Here is a 25,621-nt window from a genome sequence, read left to right on the forward strand (position 1 = left end):
AGCGAGGTCTTTTTATTAGTCAACATAAACCCGTAATTACACTCCGCGTTTATTGCCCCATACTAAAGTGTGCAATTGTGGCAACACTTTTGCATCGTTCATGATGGGGGATTGTATGTGATAATCGATTAATTGTTCATAGCGCTCGAGTAAGTTTGACACGAGTTTCGCATCATCTGTTGTAACCGTATCGTCATTTCCAGTTTGTAAAAAGAACGGAACATTTGGATAGCGTTGGTGAAGGGTTTCAGCATAAGCAAAATCGTCTTGATCAAAAATTACAACTTTTAAACTGACGTTAGCTGTTTGCAATTTCTCCAAGTACAAATCTAGCTTCGTAAAATCGGTCTTCATGCCAGAACTAGGTGGTTTTGGAGACAAGGTGATGTCGTCGATTGCCGTCATCCACTCTTGCCAAATTGAAGCCTGTGTTTCGACTGCCACTTTCCACCCTTGTTGATGACAAAGTTCGACTAGTTCGCCAATTCCTTTATGAAGAGCAGGGTTGCCTCCTGAAATTGTCACATGCGAAAAATTCTTGCCACCTATGTGGATTAACTCTTGGATAATATCAGCAGGTTGTTTCGAAACGCTAGTCCCAGTGCCGTCCCAAGTAAATTTGGAATCACACCAAGAGCACGAATAATCGCAGCCTGCTGTGCGAACAAACATCGTTTTTTGGCCCATCACCATGCCTTCACCTTGAACAGTTGGACCGAATATTTCCATTACCGGAATTTTCATGATAAATCCTCCTGACGTGGACGATAAACAACGTAACTTGTTGGGGTCTCACGTACAATAACTTGCAGACAGTTTGGTCGATTGATTGTTGCTTGGAGCATTGTTTGAATCGACTGCCATACTTGCTGAGCAAGAAGTTCAGTTGTTGGGAATTTATTTGTAAATTCAGGATGGTCATTTAACACACTATGGTCGTATTTTTTATGGATCAATTCTTTCAATAATTTAAAATCGATAAGAAAACCAATGGAATCGAGCTCGTTACCGCCAATTGTAATATTGAGGTGATAAGTATGCCCGTGCATCACTTTACATTTTCCAGCCTCTTCACTTGGTATAAAATGTGCTGCGGAAAAATGCATGTCTTTATTGAGCTCAAATTGATAGTTGTGAGAAACAGTTGGGTAAAATTGCTGCATCATGTCATTGCACCTGCCGATTTTTTCGCTTGGTAGCGTGCGAGACCCTCATTGCGTAATTGGCAAGCTGGACATTCACCACAGCCAGTGCTCGGAATGCCGTTGTAACATGTTAATGTTTTTTCTTGAACAAAATCAAGCGCTCCAAGTGTATCGGAAAGTTCCCATACATCTGCTTTGTCGAGCCACATCAAAGGGGTGTGAATGATAAATTGTTTATCCATTGCCAAATTTAATGTGACGTTCAATGACCGAATAAACGTATCTCGACAATCAGGATAGCCACTAAAATCTGTTTGACTAACACCTGTGATTAAATGCCGCGAACCGATAGCATCTGCAAAAACAGCTGCAAAAGATAAAAACAAGAGGTTTCGACCAGGCACAAACGTAGATGGAAGTTCGCCTTCTTCAGCTGTTACGTCAATGTCATCTCGAGTTAATGCATTGGCGGACAACTGATTGATCAACGTCATGTCCAATACTTTAAAAAGGACACCAAGTTCATCAGCGATTTTTCGAGCACATTCAATTTCAGCAGAATGGCGTTGGCCATAATCAAAAGTTACTGTTGCAACTTCTTTAAAGTTTTTGATCGCCCAAAATAGGCAAGTGGTACTGTCTTGGCCGCCACTAAAAACGACGACTGCTTTTTCGTTCTTCATCTGATACACTCCTTAGTTTTTTAGAGAGGGAGTTTGCGAACCTCTTTAATGAACAGGATTAATAATAACATATCTACCTATAAAAAGAAGACTGCAAATATCATCTCTATGGAGGTATACAATTTCTTGAAAGAGGGTATATTTATATAACAACGAAAGGGGAGGTCCGAGATGAAAGCAATTGTTATTAATAACTATGGCGGTAGAGAGCAATTAGTTGAGCGAGAAATTGAAAAGCCAGCTATTACGGATGACCAAGTGCTTGTTGAAGTGTATGCTACTTCGGTCAATCAAATTGATTGGAAATTACGTAAAGGTTATTTAAAAGATATGCTACCTTGGGAATTTCCAATTATTTTAGGTTGGGATATGGCTGGGGTAGTGGCTGAAGTTGGAGCAAACGTTAAGCACTTTAAAGTAGGACACCGTGTTTTTGCAAGACCTGCGACAACACGCCAAGGGACCTATGCGGAATTTGTACCAGTAGAAGCGAACTTACTTGCACATATGCCTGAAAGTATGTCATTTGAAGAAGGTGCAGCCATTCCCTTAGCTGGATTAACTGCTTATCAATGTATCGTTGGTTTTGCGAACGTGAAAAAAGGGGAAAAAGTCTTAATTCACGCAGGAGCTGGTGGAGTAGGGACTATGGCTATTCAAATAGCTAATAGTATTGGAGCGTATGTAGCTACGACTGCGAGTGATATCAATGACGAATTGGTTAAATCTTTAGGAGCAAATCGTGTGATCAACTATAGTGAAGAAGATTTTAGTGAATTGCTGGAGAATTTTGATGCCGTTTTAGATACGATGGGCGGGGAAGTTTTAGAGAAAAGTTTCAAAGTACTGAAAAAAGGCGGCAAGCTAATTTCCATTGCAGGAGAACCATCACGTGAACAAGCCGAAGAACATGGAGTACATGCGACGAGTTATTGGCTAGAGCCAAATGGTGCGCAATTGCATCAACTGGCCAACCTTTTTATATCTGGCGAATTAAAACCAACAATTGGTCATGTTTTTGATTTCTCAGAGCAAGGGGTAAGAGATGCTCATGAATTGAGCGAAACTCATCATGCTCGCGGAAAAATTATTATTAAAATAAAATCATAAAATAAAAAAATCCTTTCAAACTAGCGAAAGGATTTTTTTTAGTTTAGAAGTTTTCAGGTTTTCCAGCTTTATCAGCTGAATAATATTCGGTTGGGGCATCGTCTTGCGCTTCTTCTGTCCGGACGACTAATACGTCGCATTTTGCAGAACGAACAATGTGTTCAGATACACTACCAATCAAAAAGCGTTCAACCGCATTTAATCCAGTCGCCCCACAAATAATTAAATCAGCTTCAACTTTTTGAGCTAAATCTCTCGAAATCATTGATTTTGGAGAACCATAATCGACGACAATGTTTACTTTTTCAACTCCACCGGCTAGAGCTTCTTTTTTATACTCTTCCAATAAATCTTCAGCGAACTTTTGTGCCCGATCAGCGATGGATCGATCATAAGCTTCGATTGCAGCAAAAGAGCGTGTATCGATTACGTTGACTAAGTTTAATGTGGCGTTGTTTCGTTCGGCAATACCTACTGATTTTTTAAATGCCCACTCTGCTTCTTTAGAACCGTCTACCGCTACAAGAATTTGACTGTATTTTAAAGTCATCCTACATTCCTCCTTCATCTGTCTATAGGTACTCATTCGCTATAAAAAGAAGAGTTCCTGCTTAATTGAAGTTAATTTGCTGAATTTTTTGTCTATTTAATGAAATATTATTTATATCGTATAAAAGCGGCATCGGAATTTTTCCGAAGCCGCTTTTATGATTAGTTTTTTATAATTTGAAGTTCTTTTGGATATTTTGTTAATACTTCATAGCCGTCAGCTGTTACAGCTACGTCGTCTTCAATGCGAACACCAACTTTACCAGGTACGTAAATGCCTGGCTCTAGTGTGAAGACCATACCTTTTTCTATTTTCATTGTGTTTTCTCCGTGAATTGAAGGGAACTCATGAACATCAATTCCAAGACCATGACCAAGACGGTGAGTGAAATAGTCTCCATACCCCGCATCTGCGATCACTTTACGTGAAATTTGATCAAGTTCAGCTGCCGTAACGCCTGGTTTGACCGCTTCAAGAGCAGCCATTTCAGAACGATAAACAACGTCATAAACTTCTTTTTGCTCTTCATTCGGTTCACCAAGTGCTAATGTACGGGTAATATCTGAGCAATAGCCTTTGTGAACCACACCAAGATCAAACAAAACTAAATCACCTTGTTTAAGCTTGTATTCACCAGTTTTACCATGCGGCGAAGCTGCGCGATCACCAGTTAATACAGTAGTATCAAATGACATATGCGTAACGCCACGTTTTTTTAATGCTAATTCGATTTCAGTCATGACTTCAATCTCAGTAATCCCTTCTTTAATCGTTCGAGCCGCTACTTCAATTGCGTAGTCAGCCAATGCAGCAGCTTCTCTCAATATTTGTAGTTCTGCATCATCTTTTATGACGCGCATGGCATTTAGTTGCTCATCCAATTGTGTGATTGAAAGAGAGCCAAAAAATGACAAGAGTGATTCGTAGCGCTCAACAGTCATATGCGCTTTTTCGACAGCCATTGTTTTTAAGTCAACTCCACGTGCAAGAACCGTTTGATACAAAATCTCCATTGAATTTTGCGTATCTTCGTGGCCAACCACTTCACCAGCCCAGCCTGCATTTTTCGCGTCTGGAATTTCCATTTTCGGACAAATTAGAAACGGTTCAGCTTCAGCAAACACCATTACGCCTAATAAACGTTCATGTGGATTGCTTTTGAAACCACTGACGTAAAAAACATTATAAGGGTCTGTAATAAATGCTGCGTCAATCGATTGTTCCTGTAAATAATTTTGTAATTGTGTAATCTTGTTCATATGTATATTCCTCCTCTTCATGTGTAGCATATCAAAAATCAGGGTATAATACAGCTACGAAAGTTAGGATTAGTTTATTCAAAACTTGGAGGGATAATATGAACGTTTCATATCATGGTCATTCAGTCGTTAAAATTAAAACTGGGAAATTTACAATCTTAATTGATCCATTTATTAGTGGAAACAAACTTACGGACTTGAAGGTAGCAGACGAAAAACCAGATGCTATTTTATTAACACATGCGCATAACGATCATGTCGGGGACACAGTAGAATTGGCAAAAAACAATAATGCACAAGTGATAGCGCCGGTTGAACTAGCTAATTATTTAAGCAGTCAAGGCGTAGATGCTGTCGGTATGAATTTGGGCGGTGCGCATAATTTTGACTTTGGAGTGGTAAAGTTTACAAAAGCTTTCCACAGCTCTTCTTTTACAACGGATGAAGGAGAAGTTGTTTATGGTGGTATGCCTGCTGGAATTTTGTTCAAAGCAGAAGGCAAAACTATCTATCATGCGGGCGATACAGAAGTGTTTGGCGACATGAAAATGTTGGGTGAACGAAATGATATTGATGTAGCATTTCTCCCAATTGGTGATTATTTCACGATGGGACCAGAAGACGCAGCCTATGCCGTCGAATTATTAAAACCGAAAATGGTTGTGCCCATTCATTACAATACATTTCCACCTATTGAGCAAGATCCTGAGCATTTCAAATCATTAGTAAAAGATGTTCAAGTAAACATTTTACAACCGGGAGAAAATGTGGATTTAGAATCTATTTCTACGAACCGCTAATAAAATTGGGTTGTTTAGATGATTGATTTTGTACAAGATAGAACCACGAAAAGCTCCGGCTTCTCGTGGTTCTTCTTGTGTTCTATTATGCCTGTCGAGACGAAACGGTTCTCTCAACTTTTCTTTATGTCTAGTTTCGAGGACCAGTCTCTCGGGACATAAGTCACCCCAGCTGTGTGGCAAAGAACGCCACTTCGCCGGTGCGTCTTCTGCCTGTCGAGAACTAAACGGCCCTCTCAACTTTTCGTAAGTTATGCTACACTAGAGGATATAGGAACGTAGAAAGAATGGGTGAAATCATGGCGACTAAACATGAACAAATATTAGCGTATATTGAGACTTTAGCCGTAGGTGAGAAAATTTCAGTGCGGCGCATTGCAAAAGATTTGCAAGTAAGCGAAGGAACAGCTTACCGAGCGATTAAAGAAGCAGAAACAAAGCGATTGGTATCGACGATAGAACGTGTTGGGACCATTCGAATTGAACGCAAAAAGAAAGAAAATATTGAGCGACTTACATATGCTGAAATTGTTAATATTGTCGATGGACAAGTGCTAGGCGGTAGAGCAGGATTGCACAAATCATTGAACAAATTCGTAATTGGTGCAATGCAGTTAGAAGACATGATGCGATATACAGAAGCAGGTAATTTACTGATTGTCGGTAACCGGTATAAAGCACATGAATATGCACTTCGTGCCGGCGCAGCCGTACTTGTAACTGGAGGTTTTGAAGCTGCCGATCAAGTGAAAAAATTAGCGGATGAATTTGAACTACCTGTTATCTCAACGAGCTATGATACGTTTACAGTAGCAACTATGATCAACCGTGCGATTTACGATCAATTGATTAAAAAAGAAATTTTATTAATTGAAGATATATTAATCCCGTTAGAAGGCACCGCACATTTACATCATAAAGAGACCATCAGTCGATACCATGAGCTAAATGAAGAAACAACTCATGGTGGGTTTCCAGTAGTTGATCATACGAACAAGCTAGTTGGGATTATTACGTCACGTGACGTCATTGGTCATTCTGCTACAGAATTAGTGGAAAAAGTAATGACTAAAGATCCGTTAACTGTTTCCATGCAAACAAGTGTGGCAGCTGCAGGACACCGAATGATTTGGGAAGGCATTGATTTAATGCCGGTCGCAGATGATTACGGCAAGTTAAAAGGGGTTATCAGTCGACAAGATGTATTAAAAGCGATTCAAACCGCTCAACGTCAACCTCAGCAAGGCGAAACCATTGATGACATCATCAAGAGTCAACTTCATCAACAAATAAGTGATAAATTGATTTTGGAGTTTCGTGTGACACCTCAAATGACCAATGCCTATGGTTCAATTTCTCACGCTGCATATACGATGATTTTGACAGAAGCCGCGTCGGCGATTCTGAAAACAAAAAATCGGAAAGACAGTGTACTTGAAAACGCATCTATTTACTTTTTAAAACCAGTTCAGTTAGATGCGCTCGTCTTGGTCCGACCTCAAATTTTGGACATTAGTCGAAAGTCAGCCAAAGTGGATGTTGAAGTAGCGTTAGAAAACGAAATTGTTGGAAAAGCGATGTTGACATTCCAATTATTAGACCGTTAATACAATGTAACTAATGAAAAAAGCAGCAGACACACTCAGTAATTGAGTGTGTCTGCTGCTTGGAAATCTAAAAAGTTTTATGGGTTTAAATCTGCTTCTTCTTCAAGAAATGCATGGTAATGTTTTGATGCTTTGTAATTGTAATAAACTAAAGCCAATCCTAATACGATGAAAATGCTTGAAATGATATACGTGAGTGTTGACTGAAAAACAAATAGCTGATTGATGCCGAAAAAGGTAACAAAACTACCTAAGGCCATTGAAGCGCGCGCAGCATACCATTTCTTGCGAATAGGTAAAACGGTACGTGTACGAAATTGTTTTGTTTTGTTATAAAAATAAATGACAAATGATACAATAATTAAAATTACAAAAATTAACATAAGGACCTCCTGAATTCCGAAACTCATACCTCATTGTACTGAGAATTGAGTGAAATTGCGAATGGATTTCCTTATAAATGGAGGAACTTAAACATGTACAGTCAAATCATCGACACAATTAAGCAATATGATACCATCATTATTCATCGTCATGTTCGACCAGATCCAGATGCATATGGATCTCAGCTTGGTTTAAAATATTTATTAGAGCAAAACTATCCAGACAAGCGTATTTTAGCTGCAGGGACGCATGAATACACAATGGATTTTCTGGATTTTCCAGATGTTGTTGAAGATCGAGAGTTTGAAGGGGCTTTAATCATCGTAACTGACACTGCGAATACGGACCGTGTAGATGACCAACGTTATAAAACGGGTGCCAAGCTGATTAAAATTGACCATCACCCAAATGACGATGCCTATGGCGACATTGTTCACGTCGACACGACAGCTAGCTCTGCTTCTGAAATCATTTACGAACTTTATGAATATGGCCACAAACATGAAAATTGGACGATGAATGCAAAAGCTGCGCGCTTGTTATACGCAGGGATTATTGGGGACACGGGCCGATTTTTATTTCCGAGCACAACTCAAAAAACTTTTGCTGTTGCAGGAGAGTTGATCAAGTATGATTTTGATCGCAATGCGTTACATAATGGCATGTACGAGATGGATCGGAAATTATTGCATTTACAAGGTTATATGTACCAAAACTTTAAAATGGACGAAAACGGTGCAGCGCACGTAAAAATCACAAAAGACATTTTAAAAGAATTTAATGTTACGGCTTCGGACACGTCTTTATTAGTGGGCTCACTTGGCAACGTAAAAGGAATGAAAGCTTGGGTTATCTTTATTGAAGAAGAAAAAGAAATTCGTGTGCGTTTGCGCTCAAAAGGACCGGTCATTAACACATTAGCGAAAGAATTTGGTGGCGGCGGACATCCAATGGCTTCTGGTGCCACTGCGTATTCATGGGAAGAAGCTGATCGCGTAATCGAACGCCTGGCAGAAATTTGTGCAGCCGCAAACTAAGGAGGAGAGTCTAGTGTCAATGGTTTATCCGCATATAAGCACATCTGCTGATTTGCTGAAGAGCACGGTGCGCCTTGACGAACTTTTCCCGTTTTTAAAGGAGCAAGGAACGACTTCAGCTGCAATCGTCAATACAAAATTATATGGCATGCTCCCATTTTGGGAAGCGTGTCGCCGTGCCGGCATCCATGGGGTTGTCGGCCTTTCGGCTTTTATCGAATATGAAGAACAACATTATCCGGTCGTGTTATATGCCCAGTCCAACAACGGCTATGACAATTTGCTGAAAATCTCGAGCGCATTATCTACTCGCGACAAAAAAGCGATTCCTGAACAATGGTTAAAGGCGTATAAAGAAGGATTAATTTGTGTGATTCCGAACAAAGCTGAATGGCTCATGACCGATCGGAGTTTAGCGATTGGCTATATTAAAAGTTTATTTGGCCAATCAGCGTTTGGGAGCATTGAACGTCCAGGTGGGGTAGTCTCTGCATACGAATCAGACTTTATTGAGCTGTGTGCCCAACTCGAACTACCCATTATGGCCACCCATGAAGTTCATTATTTACATCAACAAGATGCCTTTGCTTATGAAGTAGCCTCCGCAATTGGTCAAGGTCTAAAAATGAATGATCCAGCAAGACAAACGCCAGAACATACGAACGCTTACGTACCAAACCAACAAGAATTTTTGACTTGGTTTGCAGACCGAAACGAATGGGTGCAACAAACTGCAGATATGTTAAAAAGCTGTCGAGTGACTATCCCAATGAACCAACAATTGTTGCCAGTTTATCCGTTATCAGAACAAGTCGATAAAGCAACTTACATTGCACAATTATGCAAGACAGGGCTTGAAGAGCGAGTACCAAGATTTCCGGAAAACTATCAAGAGCGGTTAAATTACGAGTTATCGATTATCGCAAAAATGGGCTTTATCGATTATTTTTTAATTGTTGCGGATTTTATGAAATACGCCAAGGATCAAGACATTATGACAGGTCCTGGTCGTGGATCGTCAGCGAGCTCACTCGTTGCTTATTCATTAAAAATTACAGATGTCGACCCAATTAAACATGGTTTGTTGTTTGAACGGTTTTTAAATCCAGAACGGGTGACGCTTCCAGATATCGATATTGATTTTGCTGATCATAGACGTCATGAAGTTGTGGACTATGTAGCCAAAAAATACGGAGCTGTTCGAACTGCGCAAATTATTACCTTTGGTACATTGTCTGCAAAAGCAGTAGCTCGAGATACTGCCCGCGTATTTGGTTTTGAAGCAGAAGAGCTTGAAGCTATTTCAAAACTGATATCAAATCGTCCCGGAACAACTTTGCGTTCGGCCTTAAAAGAATCTTCAAAGTTTAATGACTGGATTATTGAGCGAGAAGAGCGTAAATCTTGGTTTAAAACTGCGTTAAAATTGGAAGGTCTTCCGAGACATGCCTCTACCCACGCTGCAGGTGTAATTTTAAGTCCCACCCCACTGGTCAATCATGTACCGATTGAAAAAGGGCACGAAGGCATTTATTTGACGCAATGGCCAATGCAAGAACTCGAAGCAATTGGCTTATTAAAGATGGATTTTCTGGGACTTCGTAATTTAACCATTTTAGAACAAATTCGCAACTTGGTTTATTGGGACACAAAACAAAGAATCAACTACAGTGGCATTCCTTCAGATGATGAAAAAACCTTTAAATTATTGGCATCAGGAGATACAACGGGTGTCTTTCAGCTTGAATCTGATGGCATGCGCCAGGCGCTTCAGCAGATCCAACCGACAGCTTTTGGCGATATTGTTGCAGTAAATGCGTTATACCGTCCAGGTCCGATGGAGTTTATCCCGTTGTATGCTCGGCGAAAACATGGTCAAGAAATAGTGAAATATGTTCATCCGATTTTAGAACCAATTTTAAGTGAAACTTACGGTGTTATCGTTTATCAAGAACAAATTATGCATATTGCGTCGAAAATGGCTGGATTTTCTCTTGGTGAAGCTGACTTATTACGCCGTGCAGTCAGCAAGAAAAAACGAGAGATTTTAGATGAAGAACGCGAGCATTTTGTGCTAGGGGCAAAAGCAAAAGGTTTTACTGAAGCGGAAGCAGCGGAAGTATATGATTTAATCGTTCGTTTTGCCGATTATGGTTTTCCAAAAAGTCATGCGGTAGCCTACAGCATGATTTCCTATCAATTGAGTTATATGAAAACCCATTATCCGGTTTATTTTTATACCAGTTTATTGTCCAATAGTGCTGGCAATGCCGAAAAAACAAAACAGTTGTTGCAGGAAATCAAAGAAAAGAAAATTCCGTTACTTCCTCCGTCTGTCCAAAAAAGTCGCCATACCTTTTCGGTAGAAGACGGTCAAATCCGATTTGGTTTAAATGCCGTTAAGGGCGTACCAGGTTCAACTATTAAAGCGTTGCTTGCCGCTCGCGAAGAAGCTCCGTTTAGTAGCTTATTTAATATCGCTGAACGAATCTCAGCTTTGCATTTTAACAGAAAATCGTTTGAACCACTTATTAAAGCAGGGGCTCTTGACGATTTCGGACAAGACCGTGGCGTGGTTTTAGCATCACTAGATAGCGCTATTAAACACGCAGAGCTTGTAAAACCAAACGATGAACCTGGCTTGTTTGATGAGATGGGCGCGAGTTTTATGAAACCCAAATACACGAAAGCTTCAGAGATGCCCGAAAGTTTGAAGCTTGAATTTGAAAAAGAAGTGCTCGGCTTTTATTTGTCTAAACATCCGATTGAACGAGAAAAAGAAAATCGACAAAAGTCGTATGATGCGCTTAAATCATTAAAGTCGAAGCGTGACCGGGAACCGGTGAAAGTATTGGGTGTCATAGAAGAGATTAAACGGATTCGTACTAAAAAAGGAGACGCTATGGCATTTTTAACATTAATGGATGAAACGGGTCCTGCTTCTGTTACGTTGTTTCCAGTAGAATACGCGAAATTCAACTTGCTTTTAGAACCTCATGCCACTCTTGAAATTCAAGGATTAGTTGAAAACAGAAATCACAAAACGGCGATTATTTGCAAAAACATAGAAACCTGACTGCTTTTCGAAAAGAAAAGCAGTTTTTTCTTTACGTGGGATTGTTTTTTTTGTATTGTAGAGAATATGAGTGGTCAGACCACTTTCAAAAAAATGGGAACTGAGGAACCTTCATGAATCAATCTAAACGATATTTAGATATAGTACGGGACATTCGTGATATGATCCGGCAAGAAAAAATCAAACCGGGGGACCGTATTCCATCTGAAAGGGAATTGGCTGAAAAGATGCAAGTAGGTCGCTCTACTTTACGCGAAGCGCTCCGCAGTCTTGAATTATTAGGATTGATCGAAACGCGCCGAGGTGAAGGAACCTTTTTGTCTGATCATAGAAACCATAAATTGGTTGAAGTCTTATCTACGTTTATCTTGCAGGACAATCGTTCACATGAAGATGTGTGGGAAACCCGGTTGCTTCATGAAATTGCAGCTATTCAAGCGATATGCAAAAGTGAGACGGAAAGCCAAATGAAAGTTTGGGACAGCTTTCGCTTACGTTTAAAAGACGAAAGTTTTCAACGCGAAGATTTTGTTCGAGAATTGATGGTCCTATCTGGGAATCGATTGTCTTTAAAAATCTGGTTTTTATTAACACAATATAGCGGGAATCCATACGCTGGAACCGTTTCTTCTAAGGAAATTGACTTCATGAATAACACCTTATTGGCAATTGAGCAACAAGATGCGGATACAGCCATTCAAGAGTTTCAGGCTTGGAGTGAATGGTTAAAAAAGGAGAGAATAAGCAATGGCAATAATACGTGATATTTTTAAACGCAATAAAGATAGCAAGGAAGCAACCATGCCTTCAAAATCTGCAAAAGATGTCCCAGAAGGATTGATGACAAAGTGTCCTTCTTGTAAAGAAATTACGTTAACAAAAGATTTAGAGAAAAATAAAAAAGTTTGTCCGAAATGCGATCATCACTTTAAAATGACGGCTTATGAACGCATAAATACATTATTGGATGCTGGAAGTTTTGAGTCGATGGACGATCATTTGAAATCGGAAAATCCACTTGGCTTTCCAGGGTATTCGGAAAAAGTTCAAGCAGATAGTGAGAAAACTGGCTTGAACGAAGCTGTATTGACTGGTGCTGGTAAATTACAAGGTCAGGATATTGTGCTCGCTGTGATGGATTCACATTTCCGAATGGGTTCTATGGGATCTGTAGTAGGCGAAAAAATCACTCGCGCAATCGAAGCTGCAACAGACCGCAAATTGCCATTTATCATTTTCACAGCAAGTGGCGGAGCTCGTATGCAAGAAGGCGTATTGTCGTTAATGCAAATGGCGAAAACAAGTGTCGCATTAAAACGTCACAGCAATGAAGGGTTATTATTTGTTTCTGTTTTAACGCATCCGACGACGGGCGGCGTGTCTGCAAGTTTTGCTTCAGTTGGCGATATTAATATTGCGGAACCAAAGGCCTTAATCGGTTTTGCGGGGCGTCGTGTTATTGAGCAAACCGTACGCGAAAAACTACCTGAAGATTTTCAAACAGCTGAGTTTTTATTGGCACATGGGCAATTAGATGCGGTCGTTCACCGTGATTCGATGCAACAAACCTTGGCGACCATTGTGCGCCTTCACACGAAAGGAGCAATCGCAAATGGTTAAGAAAAACGGAAAAAAAACCTTAGCATTTGAAGAGCCGCTTATTCAGTTGCGAGCGAAAATTTCAGAGCTAAAAGAATATACGACAACAGCCGACGTGGACTTGAGTTCGGAAATAAAATCTTTAGAAGATCGATTCTCGAAACTAGAAGAAGAGATTTATGAAAATATGAAGCCTTGGGATCGCGTACAAGTGGCTCGACACCCAGAACGTCCAACAACTTTGGACTACATACCCATGATCTTTGATGATTTTATTGAATTACACGGAGATCGTCTATACGGAGACGATGAAGCAATCGTTAGTGGTATTGCGTCTTTTAACGGTCAGCCGGTTACAATTATCGGACATCAGCGCGGCAAAGATACAAAAGAAAACGTTCGACGGAATTTTGGTATGCCTCATCCTGAAGGATACCGGAAGGCGTTGCGTTTAATGAAACAAGCTGAAAAATTCAAGCGTCCAATTATTTGTTTGATCGATACAAAAGGTGCATATCCAGGGAAAGCAGCAGAAGAGCGTGGTCAAAGTGAAGCCATTGCACGCAACTTGGTTGAAATGGCTGGACTTGAAGTACCTGTTCTATCTATTGTGATTGGTGAAGGTGGAAGTGGAGGAGCATTAGCATTAGGTGTTGGCAATCAAATTTTAATGCTAGAAAACTCCACGTTCTCAGTAATTTCTCCAGAAGGAGCTGCTTCAATTCTCTGGAAAGATTCCGCTCTTGCTCAAACTGCAGCGGAAGCGATGAAAATTACGGCACCCGATTTGTTAGAAATGAACATTATTGAACATATGATACCGGAAGTACGCGGGGGAGCTCACCACGATCCGCAAAAACAAGCAGCTATTATGTCAGAAGCCATTAGACGCTCATTAGAAGAATTGAATGGTTTGTCGGCCGAAGAATTGATCGAACAGCGCTACAAAAAATTCAAATCAATTGGTGTCTTTAGCGAATGATAGAAAACCGCCTCGGCGGTTTTTTTGATTAGATAAGTTATTATGACGTTAACAATATCTTAAAGAGAATATAAAAAAGATCTAAAATCTTAACATGCAAGAAGCGATTCAAGACTGACAGCAAGGCTCTGGCATGGTAAGGTTAGGAGAGTAAATGGACTGCAGGAGGATAATGATTATGAAAAAAATTGGAGTATTAACAAGTGGAGGAGACTCACCGGGGATGAACGCAGCTGTCCGTGCGGTTGTTCGTAAAGCAATTTATCACGGTGTTGAAGTTGCAGGCGTATATTCAGGTTACCAAGGTTTAATCGAAGGCAATATTAAAAACTTAGAAGCCGGTGATGTGGGCGATATCATTCAACGTGGGGGAACTAAATTGTACTCAGCACGTTGTGAAGAGTTTCGTACGGAAGCTGGTCAACTAAAAGCGATTGAACAAATGAAAAAAGAAGGCCTTGAAGGACTAGTAGTTATTGGTGGAGATGGTTCATATCGAGGAGCAATGGCTTTGACTAAAAGAGGATTTCCTTGTGTTGGAGTTCCAGGAACAATCGATAACGACATTCCAGGAACAGACTACACGATCGGATTTGATACAGCTTTAAATACGGTTATTGAAGCAATCGATAAAATTCGGGACACAGCAACAAGTCACGAACGGACATTTATTGTAGAAGTAATGGGACGCGATGCAGGAGACTTGGCATTATGGGCAGGTCTTGCCGGGGGAGCAGAAACAATTCTGATTCCGGAAGAAAGCTATGACATTGATGACATGATTGATCGTTTACAAAAAGGACGTAAACGCGGCAAGCGCCACAGTATTATTATCGTAGCAGAAGGCGTAATGGGTGGTAACGAACTAAAAGCGCGCATTAAAGAAAAAGCAGATATCGAAACACGCGTTTCCGTACTTGGCCATATTCAACGCGGCGGTTCTCCGACAGCACGAGATCGTGTGTTAGGAAGTTTGTTTGGTGCGCGTGCAGTGGAAGTTCTTCTGGAAGGTGTCGGGGGACGAGCTATTGGCATGAAGAATCACCAGGTGGTAGACTATGATATGACAGAAGCATTTACTGCAGAGCATAATGCTGATATGAGTTTATATACATTGTCCAAAGAGTTAGCAATTTAAAACAACATAAATGGAGTGAGTTTATTGAGAAAAACAAAAATAGTTTGTACCATTGGCCCGGCAAGTGAATCACCTGAAATGCTGGAACGATTAATTGAAGCAGGTATGAACGTAGCCCGCTTGAACTTTTCGCATGGTAATCATGAAGAACATGCTATACGCATCCAGCGGATTCGTGAAGCTGCTGACAAAGCAGATAAAATTGTTGGGATTTTGTTAGACACAAAAGGTCCGGAAATCCGTACTCATCAAATGGAGAACGATTCCATCGAACTCGAAACAGGTCAAAAGATCGAAGTTTCAATGACAGAAGTACTTGGTACTGCTGAGCGTTTTTCAATTACTTACGAACAATTGATTGAAGATGTTCATGTTGGTTCAATCATTTTATTAGATGATGGTTTGATTGAATTACGTGTTGAAAGCTTAGATACTGAAAATGGAATCATCCATACGATTGTTGAAAATGCTGGAACATTGAAAAGCAAAAAAGGCGTAAACGTTCCAGGTGTATCGGTTCAATTGCCAGGAATTACAGAAAAAGATGCACAAGACATTTTGTTCGGTATCGAGCAAAACGTTGATTTTATTGCTGCTTCATTTGTGAGAAGAAGTTCAGATGTAATGGAAATTCGTGGGTTGCTTGAGAAAAATGATGGCTCACATATTCAAATCATTCCAAAAATCGAAAACCGTGAAGGTGTCGATAATATTGATGAAATCATCATGGTTTCTGATGGGTTAATGGTTGCTCGTGGCGATTTAGGTGTAGAAATTCCTGCAGAAGAAGTGCCATTGGTTCAAAAATCTTTAATCGATAAATGCAATAGTGCAGGTAAACCGGTTATTACAGCAACACAAATGCTAGATTCTATGCAACGTAACCCGCGTCCAACGCGCGCTGAGGCAAGTGATGTTGCCAATGCAATTTTTGATGGTACAGATGCAATTATGCTTTCTGGTGAGACGGCAGCAGGGATTTATCCAGTTGAATCTGTTGAAACGATGGACCGTATCGCAGCAACAACTGAAGCTGCATTAAATTATAAGCAAATTGTTTCAAACAGAAGAAAAGAAAAAGAATCGAATATGACCGAAGCTATTGGTCAAGCTGTTGCCTACACTGCTTTAAACTTAAAAGTACAAGCGATTATTGCACCAACTGAGAGCGGCACAACAGCTAAAATGATTTCTAAATATCGTCCAGGAGCACCAATTATTGCCGTAACGTCTTCAGATCGTCCAGCTCGTAAATTATCGTTAGTCTGGGGAGTTCAGCCAATTATTGGTCCATCAGTAGAATCTACAGATGAATTGTTAGAAACAGCTGTGGATGAGAGCTTGAAACACGGTTATGTAAAACATGGCGATCTTGTTGTGATTACTGCAGGTGTTCCGGTAGGACATGCAGGAACAACGAACTTGATGAAGGTTCATGTAATTGGCGATATCTTGGCAAAAGGTCAAGGAATTGGCAAAACAGTCGCGTTCGCTGAAACTGTCGTTGTTCGCAATGCAGAAGAAGCATTAGCGGTAGACACAGAAGGCAAAATCATTGTTACTATTGGAACAGATCGTGACATGATGCCGGCGATCAACAAATGCGCAGGTATTATTACTGAAGAAGGTGGCTTAACGAGCCATGCAGCAGTTGTGGGCTTGAGTCTTGGAATCCCAGTAATTGTTGGTGTTAAAGAAGCCACTTCACTTATCAAGAATAATTATGATATAACAATGGATTCAGAATCAGGCATAGTTTATCACGGCCATGCGAGCGTTCTGTAATTCATAATAAGGAGGCAGGTCAGCATGATGAAATGGATTTTCCTAGCCTTGATTATTGTACCGTCTCTTGAATTAGCTTTGCTAATTTGGGCAGGAAGCAAGCTTGGATTAGTTGCGACGATGGCAATTATCGTGGCAACTGGTTTGCTGGGTGCTTTTCTTGCCAAAAAACAAGGAATTAAAGCAATAAAAGATATACAAGCAGGAATGAATAGTTTTCAAGCTCCTGGGGATCAATTGTTGAATGCGGCATTTATTTTAGTTGGAGGTGTCCTATTGTTAACGCCTGGGTTTATCTCAGATGCCATAGGATTCACGATGCTTTTTAGTCCAACTCAAAAAATATATAAACCGTTTATTTATCGAATGATTCATAAAAAAATGAAAAACACTCGAGTTATCGTTGGATAACTCCGAGTGTTTCCCTCATTTTTTTTAGTTATTTTAAATTCTATAAGCGTTTTCATTCACAAACTGTACAAAGTTGATTATAATAGCTTAGTAAGGTTAAAATAGAAGTTCATAAAAGCAGATGAGCCATCATTCTGCATTTTTTTTTGGAATGATGAACTATATTGAAGAAGGAGCGATTTAAATGACATCGTCAAAAGGTTTAGAAGGTGTAGTAGCAACACAATCCGCGATCAGTTCGATCATTGATGACACACTTACATATGTCGGCTATGATATCGATGATTTAGCCGTAAATGCCAGCTTTGAAGAAGTAATTTACCTGTTATGGCACCAGCGCTTGCCAAAAGCAGCTGAATTGGCGGAACTCAAGCAACAATTGGCGGACAACATGGCCGTTCCACAAGCTGTGCTGGATCACTTTAAAACATACGACATTCAAAACGTGCACCCAATGGCGGCACTTCGTACAGCTGTTTCAATGCTTGGCTTGTTCGATGAAGAAGCGGAAGTAATGGAACCAGAAGCAAATTACCGCAAAGCGGTGAAAATCCAAGCAAAAATTTCAACACTCGTAACGGCTTTTGGACGCATTCGCAGCGGCAAAGAACCGGTAGCACCGAAAACAGATTTAAGCTTTGCAGCTAACTTCTTGTACATGTTATCTGGAGAATTGCCAGAAGCAATCGAAGAAGAAGCGTTCAACAAAGCGCTTGTGCTCCATGCAGATCACGAATTAAACGCTTCAACGTTTACTGCGCGCGTTGCTGTCGCGACGTTGTCGGATGTCTACTCAGGTGTTACTGCAGCGATTGGTGCATTAAAAGGACCCCTTCACGGTGGTGCAAACGAACAAGTGATGAAGATGTTAACGGAAATCGGTTCAGTCGAAAACGTTGACAACGTCATCCACGAAAAATTAGCCAACAAAGAAAAAATCATGGGCTTTGGTCACCGCGTATACCGCAATGGCGACCCACGCGCGAAACATTTGCGTGAAATGTCTCAGAAATTGACGAAAATCCGTGGCGAAGAAAAATGGTACGACATGTCTGTAAAAATTAACGACATCGTGACAGGCGAGAAAAACCTGCCACCAAACGTCGATTTCTATTCAGCATCTGTTTACCACAGCCTGAACATTGACCATGATTTGTTTACACCGATTTTCGCGGTTTCGCGTACATCGGGCTGGTTAGCGCATATTTTGGAGCAATACTCAAACAACCGTTTGATCCGCCCACGTGCGGAATACATCGGACCGGGTATGCAAACTTACGTGCCAGTTGAAGAAAGATAAGAAATTTTCATCTATTTGTACGATAAAAAAATACAACTTATAGGGCTTGCACTCCGTGCAGCCCTATGACTTTGACTACAGGAGGAAATTTAACATGACTAACGGCGAAAAAATTTCAGTAGAAAACGGTGTTTTGAACGTACCTAACAATGCAGTAATTCCATACATTATTGGTGATGGAACTGGACCGGATATTTGGAACGCAGCATCACGCGTTTTAGAAGAAGCAGTAACAAAAGCTTATAACGGCGAAAAATCGATTGTTTGGAAAGAAGTTTTAGCAGGACAAAAAGCATTCGACGAAACTGGCGAATGGCTTCCTGAAGAAACTCTTGAAGTAATCCGTGAATACTTGATCGCAATCAAAGGTCCTTTAACAACACCAATCGGTGGCGGTATTCGTTCATTGAACGTAGCTTTACGTCAAGAATTAGACTTGTACACTTGCTTACGTCCAGTTCGCTACTTTGAAGGTGTACCTTCACCAGTTAAGCGCCCTGAAGATACTGATATGGTTATTTTCCGTGAAAACACTGAAGATATCTACGCAGGTATTGAGTACGCTAACGGTTCAGATGAAGTGAAAAAATTGATCGCCTTCTTACAAGACGAAATGGGCGTTAAAAACATCCGTTTCCCTGAATCTTCAGGTATTGGTATCAAACCAATTTCAGAAGAAGGAACAAAACGTTTAGTTCGTGCTGCAATCAACTATGCAATTACTGAAGGCCGCGAATCATTAACACTTGTTCATAAAGGGAACATCATGAAGTTCACTGAAGGAGCTTTCAAAAACTGGGGCTATGAAGTGGCTGAACAAGAATTCGGCGATAAAGTATTTACATGGAACGAATATGATGCAATTAAAGACGAAAAAGGTACAGACGCTGCGAACAAAGCACAAGAAGAAGCTCTTGCTTCAGGTAAGATTCTTGTTAAAGATTCAATCGCTGATATCTTCTTACAACAAATTCTTACACGTCCAAGCGAGTTCGATGTTGTTGCAACAATGAACTTAAACGGAGACTATGTTTCTGATGCTTTAGCTGCTCAAGTAGGCGGAATTGGTATCGCTCCTGGAGCGAACATCAACTACGATACTGGACATGCGATTTTCGAAGCGACTCACGGAACAGCTCCTAAATACGCTGGTCTTGACAAAGTAAACCCGTCATCTGTTATTCTTTCAGGTGTATTAATGCTTGAACATTTAGGATGGGCTGAAGCTGCTAAATTGATCACTAACTCTATGGAGAAAACAATTGCTTCTAAAGTTGTAACTTATGACTTTGCACGTCTAATGGACGGCGCAACAGAAGTGAAATGTTCTGAGTTTGCTGACGAATTAATCAAAAACCTATAAGAGTTAAAGAGAGAGGGGAATTTTCCCCTCTCTTTTTTTTACCTAAAAGCAAGTTAAATTTAATTTTTAAGGGTATAAATACTGAGAACGAAAAATTCGCTTAAGACAGAGTTTTTTATGTAGTGAATAGAGCGATGCAGAAGTTGGTGTCTTCACCGCGTCCCTAAAATCGATCAACTACTAGTTAGAAACTAGAATTCCAAAGCTAATTCTAGAATGTGACCGGGGGATACTGAAATATTCAGGTAAAACTAATAAAGTGAAAATACGTTAAAAGGAGAGATGGTTCATGACATTCAAACGCACGAAAATTTCTGTGATTGGTTCTGGTTTTACTGGGGCGACAGCAGCTTTCTTGCTGGCTCAAAAAGAATTAGGTGATGTCGTGTTAGTGGATATTCCGAATATGGAAGACCCAGCGAAAGGCAAAGCTTTAGATATGGCAGAAGCTGGTCCAGTACTGGGCTTTGATGCCCGCATAAAAGGTACGGCGAATTACGAAGATACAAAAGGCTCAGATTTAGTAATTATTACTGCTGGAATTGCACGTAAGCCAGGTATGAGCCGGGATGATTTGGTTCAAACCAACCAAAAAGTAATGAAGTCTGTAACGGCAGAAATTGTGAAATACTCTCCTGAAACAACAATCATCGTTTTGACAAATCCGGTCGACGCAATGACTTATACCGTATTCAAAGCATCCGGCTTGCCAAAAGAACGTGTAATTGGGCAGTCTGGAGTATTAGACACAGCACGTTTTAGAACTTTTGTGGCCGACGAGCTGGATGTCTCGGTTAAAGATGTTACAGGGTTCGTCCTAGGGGGGCATGGCGATGATATGGTTCCGCTAGTGCGTTATTCTTATGCGGGAGGTGTGCCGTTAGAAGCGTTAATCGCTAAAGATCGTTTAGATGAAATTGTGGCTAGAACGCGTAAAGGTGGTGCTGAAATCGTGAATTTATTAGGAAGTGGTTCGGCTTACTATGCACCAGCCGCTTCGCTTGTAGAAATGGCTGAAGCCATAATAAAAGATCAGCGTCGTATTATGCCTTCTATAGCTTATTTAGAAGGTGAATATGGTATGAATGGTATTTATCTAGGCGTACCAACAATTTTAGGTGCTGGTGGCATTGAAAAAATTATTGAAATCGAGTTGAATAAAGAAGAACAAACCTTGTTAAATCAATCAGCTGAGTCGGTTAAAGCAGTTATGAAAGTATTAACATAAATAAAAAGAAAAGCGGGCAGGAAGTTTTCGTGCCCCCTTTTTATGTGGTTTTCTTCAATTAAGTAGAGAAGCTCTAATTTGCCTACTACCTTAGGCGCTTGCACTTTCATTGGCTAAATTGATACTATAAGGATATCAAGAAAATGGAGGGATGTTGTTTGTTGCTTGGGAAAAAGCGGAAATTAGGTCGACGTGTGGAAGACATCAAAATTGGTGAGAACTTAAAGCTGACTGAAAAAGTTGAAGACAAGGATCTTCTTCTTTATCTTGGTTTAACGAATGATAGTAATCCGTTATATATTCAACATGATTACGCGTCTCAGACAGCTTTTGAAAAGCCTGTCGTACCGAATATTATGTTGACGGGTATTTTAACATCTGCGATCTCAAAATATATACCAGGGCCTGGGTCGTACATTACTAGCCAACAGTTGAATTTTTTGAAACCTGTCTATCATTACGCGACAATCGACTTTACATTGGAAGTTGTCGAAGTGGATATCGTGCACAATAGAGTGAACGTCCAAGTTGAAGGAATCGATGAACAAGGTGAGATTGTAGTGCAAGGACAAATTACTGCTAATCCGCCCCGGACAATTGAATAATTGACGCCTCAAGCAACAAATGATTTCTAACGCGGTTTGAGATGGGGGTTTCAAACTGAGTGTGGAGGATGTAAAATGCTGAAAAAAATATTGATTATCGAAGATGAACATTCAATTGCGACATTACTATCTTATAATTTGGTGCAAGCTGGATTTGAAACAATTATTGCTAATGATGGCAAGCAAGGTTATGAACTGGCACTGAGTGAAAATCCAGCGTTGATTGTGTTGGATTTAATGTTGCCATCTATGGATGGTGTAGAAGTTTGTAAATCGTTGCGTCAACAAAAAGTCAATACACCGATCATTATGCTGACAGCTAAAGGTGATGAATTTGATAAAGTATTGGGACTAGAGCTTGGTGCTGATGATTATATGACAAAACCATTTAGTCCACGAGAAGTTGTGGCTCGCATAAAAGCAGTGTTAAGAAGAGCGAGCAATGTGCCAATTCCACAGCAAGATTCTTCTCAACCTATCTCTCTTGGCAAATTGGATGTCTATCCGGATCGTTTTGAAGTATTCCTAAACAAAGAGCAGTTAGAATTTACGCCAAAAGAATTTGAGTTGCTCGTTTATTTGATGGAAAACAAAAATCGCGTACTAACACGTGACCAGCTACTGAGTGCAGTGTGGAAATACGATTTTGCGGGAGATACGCGTATTGTCGATGTTCATATTAGTCATTTGCGTGAGAAAATAGAAGAAAATAGTCGGAAACCAACGTTTATTAAAACAATTCGAGGACTTGGTTATAAATTTGAGGAACCAAAGGGCGTATGAGTTTTTTACGCCATCGTTTGTTAACCACGTTATTAGTCTGGATAACCATGATGCTAACCGGTTTGTTTATCGTAGTATTGCAGCTACTGCCAATTTACGAAAATGCTGAAAATAAATCCGATATATGGATGCTATTGTTTTTTTCATTTATTGTGGCGCTGGTGTTATCTGCAATTGTGGGTAGCCGAGTTATTGGGGTGGCGATAAAACCAATTGAAAATGCTACAGAAACGGCGATGGAGCTTGCTAAAGGCAATTATGTGGCCCGTGCCTCTGAATCCAATGCCTATAATAGTATTGAATTGAGCCGAACCATCAATGTTTTGGCACGAAATTTGCAAGAAATCACTGCGATTCGTGTCATGGAACAAGAGCGATTAAAAACACTCATTGAGAATATGGGTAGTGCATTGATCATGATAGACAAGCAAGGGACCGTGTCTCTTGTTAATAAGCCTTTTTCAGAAGAATTTGGATTATCATCGGAAGTTGTCCTTGGAAAATTTTATAAAGAAATTCAAGTTCCGATAGAAGTTGAAAATTTCATTGAAAGTGTATTTATGACGGAAACGCATTCGCGCGTGCAAATCGAATTTTTATCAGGGTTCAAAATCAAAAACTTTAATGTGTACGGGGCACCGGTAATTGGAGAACACGAGCGTTGGTTAGGCATCGTTATTGTTTTTCAAGATATTACCGAGCTTAAAAAGTTGGAACAGATACGCAAAGATTTTGTGGCCAATGTGTCTCACGAACTTCGTACGCCCGTAACTTCTATTAAAGGGTTTACTGAAACCTTGTTAGATGGTGCTTATAAAGATACGGAAACTTTATTGTCATTTTTGGAAATTGTTCATACCGAGAGCAATCGATTAGAGATGCTTATTAATGACTTACTTGATTTATCGAAAGTGGAACAAAGTGGTTTTCGAGTAAATGCGCAACCTACGAATATGGAAGCCGTCATTAAACGAGCAAGAGAAATGATCCAACCAAAAATCGCTGAAAAATCCATTCAGTTGAAGTTGGAGATTCAACCGATAACCGTTTTAGGGGATGCCAATCGATTAATCCAGGTAATGATGAATCTGCTGATCAATGCTGTTACATATTCAAGCAATAACACAGAAATTACCATCCGGCTCTTTAGAAAAAACAATCGAGCCGTTATACAAGTAGAAGACCAAGGCATCGGCATCGAGCGCTCTGAGATTGGCCGGTTATTCGAACGTTTTTACCGAGTTGATCGTGCCCGAAGCCGTAATTCAGGCGGCACCGGACTTGGACTATCTATTGTTAAACACTTAATCGAGGCTCATGATGGAAAAGTGGAAGTCGACAGTACAGTCGGAGTAGGCACCACTTTTACAATTTATTTGCCTTTGGCTATTTAATCTAGGAGGAAAGCATGGAAACTAAACACCCATTTTTACCGATTATCGTCGGCACAGATATGAATGCATACAACATGGCCATTTCATTTCACGAAGCATATGGCATTAAGCCGATTTTGGTCGGGAAAGAACCTTTATCATTTACATCATTAAGTACTATTACTGAAACGATTGAATTGCGTTCTGGTTTAGCAGATGATGCTCAATTTGCGAATATTTTAATGGATATTGCAGATAAATACAGAGCACCTGGAAAAACTCTTTTACTCATCGGTACGAACGATCTGTATGTTCGATTAATTATTGAAAACGCAAAAGTTTTGCGTGAGCATTATGTGTTTAATTATATTAACGAAGATTTGATGAATCAGCTGCAAGTTAAAGCTAATTTTTACGAGCTTTGTAAAGTTCATGGCATTGATACACCGACCACCTTCTTTTATGACTGCAATTCAAAAGAACCGTTTGAAGAAGAAATGATGTTCCCTGTGATCATCAAGCCGAGTAATGGCATTGAATATAGCCGAAACAAATTTGAAGGTCAGCAAAAAGTGTATAAAGTGGAAAGTCCGAAAGAGTTGCATGAAGTCATCCAACAAATCAAAGCAGGCGGCTACCGCGATGAGTTAATTATCCAAGATTACATTCCTGGAGACGACACATTTATGTGGGATTCGGTTATTTATGCCAATTCTAAAGGGAAAACGCAATTAGTTACTTTTGCCCAAGTTGTATTGCAAGAACATACGGTAACAGCAATCGGAAACTACACAGCATTGATTACACGTTTTGACAAAGACATGATGGTCAAATTGCAAAATTTCCTTGAAGCGGTTGGCTATCAAGGGTTTGCAAACTTCGATTTGAAATACGATGCGCGGGATAAGAAATTCAAAGTGTTTGAAGTAAACATTCGCCAAGGTCGTTCAAGTTATTACGTTACAGCTCTTGGTCACAACATGGCGGAGTATTTTGTAGATGATTTAATTTATCAAACAGAAAAGCCGGTCACGTATTTGAATGAAGATTTCTTATTCACAGTTGTTCCAAAAGCCGTATTGCGTAACTTTGTTCATAATAAAGCCGTACTCAAAGACATTAAACGTCTTATTAAAAAAGGCCAATATGGCAATCCGCTATTTTATAAGAAAGATAAGCATTTAAAACGTAAACTGTACTTATTAGCGCGTCAGTTTAACTATTATAAGAAGTATAAAAACAATCAGTGGTGATTTTACAGAAGCTTAACACTAGCTTCACACTTGGGTGTTAAAGTTAACTAGAACCCCCATTCAACCGCATGATTTGAAAAGAGTCCCTTCCCCGGGACTCTTTTTCTTATTTTATGAAACTATTTCACTATTATTCCGTATTACAGCTAA

At 40.0% G+C, this 25,621-nt stretch carries 24 protein-coding genes and 1 riboswitch; of the genes, 18 read left to right on the top strand and 6 right to left on the bottom strand.

The genetic code is table 11. The features are described from left to right. Positions 1 to 36: 36 nt before the first annotated feature. Genes queE through queC form a run of 3 tightly spaced genes read right to left on the bottom strand, consistent with a single transcriptional unit; the run spans position 37 to position 1,828 of the window. Positions 37 to 747 carry a 7-carboxy-7-deazaguanine synthase QueE gene (gene queE / locus BCM40_RS06210; protein WP_197681416.1) on the bottom strand — a complete coding sequence of 237 codons (711 nt, stop codon included), beginning with the start codon at positions 745 to 747 and terminating at the stop codon, positions 37 to 39. Next, entirely contained in the window at positions 741 to 1,166 is a 426-nt protein-coding gene (gene queD / locus BCM40_RS06215) for a 6-carboxytetrahydropterin synthase QueD (RefSeq protein ID WP_065526694.1), read from the bottom strand. Before queD ends, queE begins: the two co-directional genes overlap by 7 nt. Next, on the bottom strand, positions 1,163 to 1,828 hold the full coding sequence (gene queC / locus BCM40_RS06220) for a 7-cyano-7-deazaguanine synthase QueC (RefSeq protein WP_065526693.1): 666 nt from the start codon (positions 1,826 to 1,828) through the stop codon (positions 1,163 to 1,165). Before queC ends, queD begins: the two co-directional genes overlap by 4 nt. A gap of 6 nt (positions 1,829 to 1,834) precedes the next feature. After that, positions 1,835 to 1,878, bottom strand: a riboswitch (PreQ1 riboswitch). 121 nt (positions 1,879 to 1,999) lie between these two features. Between queC and BCM40_RS06225 the strand changes: the two genes are divergently transcribed. After that, positions 2,000 to 2,938 (top strand): NADP-dependent oxidoreductase, encoded by a 939-nt coding sequence (locus tag BCM40_RS06225; protein ID WP_065526692.1) that lies wholly within the window; start codon positions 2,000 to 2,002, stop codon positions 2,936 to 2,938. Between the two features lie 43 nt (positions 2,939 to 2,981). Here BCM40_RS06225 and BCM40_RS06230 read toward each other — a convergent pair whose 3' ends face one another. Next, the gene (locus BCM40_RS06230; protein WP_065526691.1) at positions 2,982 to 3,488 is read right to left on the bottom strand and encodes a universal stress protein; all 507 of its coding nucleotides are present in this window, start codon (positions 3,486 to 3,488) and stop codon (positions 2,982 to 2,984) included. Between the two features lie 161 nt (positions 3,489 to 3,649). Next, positions 3,650 to 4,747: a M24 family metallopeptidase gene (locus BCM40_RS06235; RefSeq protein ID WP_065526690.1), complete on the bottom strand. Its 1,098-nt coding sequence runs from the start codon at positions 4,745 to 4,747 to the stop codon at positions 3,650 to 3,652. A gap of 98 nt (positions 4,748 to 4,845) precedes the next feature. Here BCM40_RS06235 and BCM40_RS06240 point away from each other — a divergent pair, with 98 nt between their 5' ends. Continuing rightward, positions 4,846 to 5,547 (top strand): metal-dependent hydrolase, encoded by a 702-nt coding sequence (locus tag BCM40_RS06240; protein ID WP_065526689.1) that lies wholly within the window; start codon positions 4,846 to 4,848, stop codon positions 5,545 to 5,547. A 299-nt stretch (positions 5,548 to 5,846) separates the two neighbouring features. Further along, positions 5,847 to 7,154, top strand: coding sequence for a DRTGG domain-containing protein (locus tag BCM40_RS06245; RefSeq protein ID WP_065527731.1), 1,308 nt, complete (start codon positions 5,847 to 5,849; stop codon positions 7,152 to 7,154). A gap of 77 nt (positions 7,155 to 7,231) precedes the next feature. On the opposite strand, the gene BCM40_RS06250 is transcribed toward BCM40_RS06245, so the two are convergent. Beyond that, the gene (locus BCM40_RS06250; protein ID WP_065526688.1) at positions 7,232 to 7,537 is read right to left on the bottom strand and encodes a YtpI family protein; all 306 of its coding nucleotides are present in this window, start codon (positions 7,535 to 7,537) and stop codon (positions 7,232 to 7,234) included. Between the two features lie 93 nt (positions 7,538 to 7,630). Here BCM40_RS06250 and BCM40_RS06255 point away from each other — a divergent pair, with 93 nt between their 5' ends. The 15 genes from BCM40_RS06255 to BCM40_RS06325 all read left to right on the top strand — a co-directional run bounded on the left by BCM40_RS06255 (position 7,631) and on the right by BCM40_RS06325 (position 25,471). Further along, positions 7,631 to 8,575 carry a DHH family phosphoesterase gene (locus tag BCM40_RS06255; RefSeq protein WP_065526687.1) on the top strand — a complete coding sequence of 315 codons (945 nt, stop codon included), beginning with the start codon at positions 7,631 to 7,633 and terminating at the stop codon, positions 8,573 to 8,575. A gap of 13 nt (positions 8,576 to 8,588) precedes the next feature. Beyond that, a complete protein-coding gene (gene dnaE, locus BCM40_RS06260) occupies positions 8,589 to 11,651 on the top strand; it encodes a DNA polymerase III subunit alpha (protein WP_065526686.1) in 3,063 nt (1,020 codons plus the stop codon). A gap of 113 nt (positions 11,652 to 11,764) precedes the next feature. After that, positions 11,765 to 12,415 carry a FadR/GntR family transcriptional regulator gene (locus tag BCM40_RS06265; protein ID WP_065526685.1) on the top strand — a complete coding sequence of 217 codons (651 nt, stop codon included), beginning with the start codon at positions 11,765 to 11,767 and terminating at the stop codon, positions 12,413 to 12,415. Further along, the gene (accD, locus tag BCM40_RS06270) at positions 12,399 to 13,271 is read left to right on the top strand and encodes an acetyl-CoA carboxylase, carboxyltransferase subunit beta (protein ID WP_065526684.1); all 873 of its coding nucleotides are present in this window, start codon (positions 12,399 to 12,401) and stop codon (positions 13,269 to 13,271) included. Before BCM40_RS06265 ends, accD begins: the two co-directional genes overlap by 17 nt. After that, the gene (gene accA / locus BCM40_RS06275; protein WP_065526683.1) at positions 13,264 to 14,232 is read left to right on the top strand and encodes an acetyl-CoA carboxylase carboxyl transferase subunit alpha; all 969 of its coding nucleotides are present in this window, start codon (positions 13,264 to 13,266) and stop codon (positions 14,230 to 14,232) included. The genes accD and accA overlap by 8 nt, the downstream gene beginning before the upstream one ends. Before the next feature lie 178 nt (positions 14,233 to 14,410). Continuing rightward, entirely contained in the window at positions 14,411 to 15,370 is a 960-nt protein-coding gene (gene pfkA, locus BCM40_RS06280) for a 6-phosphofructokinase (protein WP_065526682.1), read from the top strand. 24 nt (positions 15,371 to 15,394) lie between these two features. After that, on the top strand, positions 15,395 to 17,155 hold the full coding sequence (pyk, locus tag BCM40_RS06285; protein ID WP_065526681.1) for a pyruvate kinase: 1,761 nt from the start codon (positions 15,395 to 15,397) through the stop codon (positions 17,153 to 17,155). Between the two features lie 24 nt (positions 17,156 to 17,179). After that, a complete protein-coding gene (locus tag BCM40_RS06290) occupies positions 17,180 to 17,566 on the top strand; it encodes an FxsA family protein (RefSeq protein ID WP_065526680.1) in 387 nt (128 codons plus the stop codon). Positions 17,567 to 17,750: 184 nt separating this feature from the next. Next, entirely contained in the window at positions 17,751 to 18,866 is a 1,116-nt protein-coding gene (citZ, locus tag BCM40_RS06295) for a citrate synthase (RefSeq protein WP_065526679.1), read from the top strand. A gap of 94 nt (positions 18,867 to 18,960) precedes the next feature. Next, positions 18,961 to 20,229, top strand: coding sequence for an NADP-dependent isocitrate dehydrogenase (gene icd, locus BCM40_RS06300; protein ID WP_065526678.1), 1,269 nt, complete (start codon positions 18,961 to 18,963; stop codon positions 20,227 to 20,229). Between the two features lie 289 nt (positions 20,230 to 20,518). After that, entirely contained in the window at positions 20,519 to 21,457 is a 939-nt protein-coding gene (gene mdh / locus BCM40_RS06305) for a malate dehydrogenase (RefSeq protein WP_065526677.1), read from the top strand. A 158-nt stretch (positions 21,458 to 21,615) separates the two neighbouring features. After that, positions 21,616 to 22,062 carry a MaoC/PaaZ C-terminal domain-containing protein gene (locus BCM40_RS06310; protein ID WP_065526676.1) on the top strand — a complete coding sequence of 149 codons (447 nt, stop codon included), beginning with the start codon at positions 21,616 to 21,618 and terminating at the stop codon, positions 22,060 to 22,062. A 75-nt stretch (positions 22,063 to 22,137) separates the two neighbouring features. Continuing rightward, entirely contained in the window at positions 22,138 to 22,845 is a 708-nt protein-coding gene (locus tag BCM40_RS06315) for a response regulator transcription factor (RefSeq protein WP_065526675.1), read from the top strand. Then, complete coding sequence (gene pnpS, locus BCM40_RS06320; RefSeq protein ID WP_065526674.1) at positions 22,842 to 24,239, top strand: two-component system histidine kinase PnpS; 1,398 nt, start codon at positions 22,842 to 22,844, stop codon at positions 24,237 to 24,239. Before BCM40_RS06315 ends, pnpS begins: the two co-directional genes overlap by 4 nt. Positions 24,240 to 24,253: 14 nt before the next feature. Then, positions 24,254 to 25,471 (top strand): carboxylate--amine ligase, encoded by a 1,218-nt coding sequence (locus tag BCM40_RS06325; protein ID WP_065526673.1) that lies wholly within the window; start codon positions 24,254 to 24,256, stop codon positions 25,469 to 25,471. Positions 25,472 to 25,621 lie beyond the last annotated feature (150 nt).

Source organism: Planococcus donghaensis, assembly GCF_001687665.2.
GTDB lineage: Bacteria > Bacillota > Bacilli > Bacillales_A > Planococcaceae > Planococcus > Planococcus donghaensis.

Excerpts from the sequence above, each read along its gene's own strand:
- queD (WP_065526694.1), bottom strand. The coding sequence starts at position 1,166 with ATGATGCAGCAATTTTACCCAACTGTTTCTCACAACTATCAATTTGAG.
- queC (WP_065526693.1), bottom strand. The coding sequence starts at position 1,828 with ATGAAGAACGAAAAAGCAGTCGTCGTTTTTAGTGGCGGCCAAGACAGT.
- BCM40_RS06225 (WP_065526692.1), top strand. The coding sequence starts at position 2,000 with ATGAAAGCAATTGTTATTAATAACTATGGCGGTAGAGAGCAATTAGTT.
- BCM40_RS06230 (WP_065526691.1), bottom strand. The coding sequence starts at position 3,488 with ATGACTTTAAAATACAGTCAAATTCTTGTAGCGGTAGACGGTTCTAAA.
- BCM40_RS06235 (WP_065526690.1), bottom strand. The coding sequence starts at position 4,747 with ATGAACAAGATTACACAATTACAAAATTATTTACAGGAACAATCGATT.
- BCM40_RS06240 (WP_065526689.1), top strand. The coding sequence starts at position 4,846 with ATGAACGTTTCATATCATGGTCATTCAGTCGTTAAAATTAAAACTGGG.
- BCM40_RS06245 (WP_065527731.1), top strand. The coding sequence starts at position 5,847 with ATGGCGACTAAACATGAACAAATATTAGCGTATATTGAGACTTTAGCC.
- BCM40_RS06250 (WP_065526688.1), bottom strand. The coding sequence starts at position 7,537 with ATGTTAATTTTTGTAATTTTAATTATTGTATCATTTGTCATTTATTTT.
- BCM40_RS06255 (WP_065526687.1), top strand. The coding sequence starts at position 7,631 with ATGTACAGTCAAATCATCGACACAATTAAGCAATATGATACCATCATT.
- BCM40_RS06265 (WP_065526685.1), top strand. The coding sequence starts at position 11,765 with ATGAATCAATCTAAACGATATTTAGATATAGTACGGGACATTCGTGAT.
- accD (WP_065526684.1), top strand. The coding sequence starts at position 12,399 with ATGGCAATAATACGTGATATTTTTAAACGCAATAAAGATAGCAAGGAA.
- accA (WP_065526683.1), top strand. The coding sequence starts at position 13,264 with ATGGTTAAGAAAAACGGAAAAAAAACCTTAGCATTTGAAGAGCCGCTT.
- pfkA (WP_065526682.1), top strand. The coding sequence starts at position 14,411 with ATGAAAAAAATTGGAGTATTAACAAGTGGAGGAGACTCACCGGGGATG.
- BCM40_RS06290 (WP_065526680.1), top strand. The coding sequence starts at position 17,180 with ATGATGAAATGGATTTTCCTAGCCTTGATTATTGTACCGTCTCTTGAA.
- citZ (WP_065526679.1), top strand. The coding sequence starts at position 17,751 with ATGACATCGTCAAAAGGTTTAGAAGGTGTAGTAGCAACACAATCCGCG.
- icd (WP_065526678.1), top strand. The coding sequence starts at position 18,961 with ATGACTAACGGCGAAAAAATTTCAGTAGAAAACGGTGTTTTGAACGTA.
- mdh (WP_065526677.1), top strand. The coding sequence starts at position 20,519 with ATGACATTCAAACGCACGAAAATTTCTGTGATTGGTTCTGGTTTTACT.
- BCM40_RS06315 (WP_065526675.1), top strand. The coding sequence starts at position 22,138 with ATGCTGAAAAAAATATTGATTATCGAAGATGAACATTCAATTGCGACA.
- pnpS (WP_065526674.1), top strand. The coding sequence starts at position 22,842 with ATGAGTTTTTTACGCCATCGTTTGTTAACCACGTTATTAGTCTGGATA.
- BCM40_RS06325 (WP_065526673.1), top strand. The coding sequence starts at position 24,254 with ATGGAAACTAAACACCCATTTTTACCGATTATCGTCGGCACAGATATG.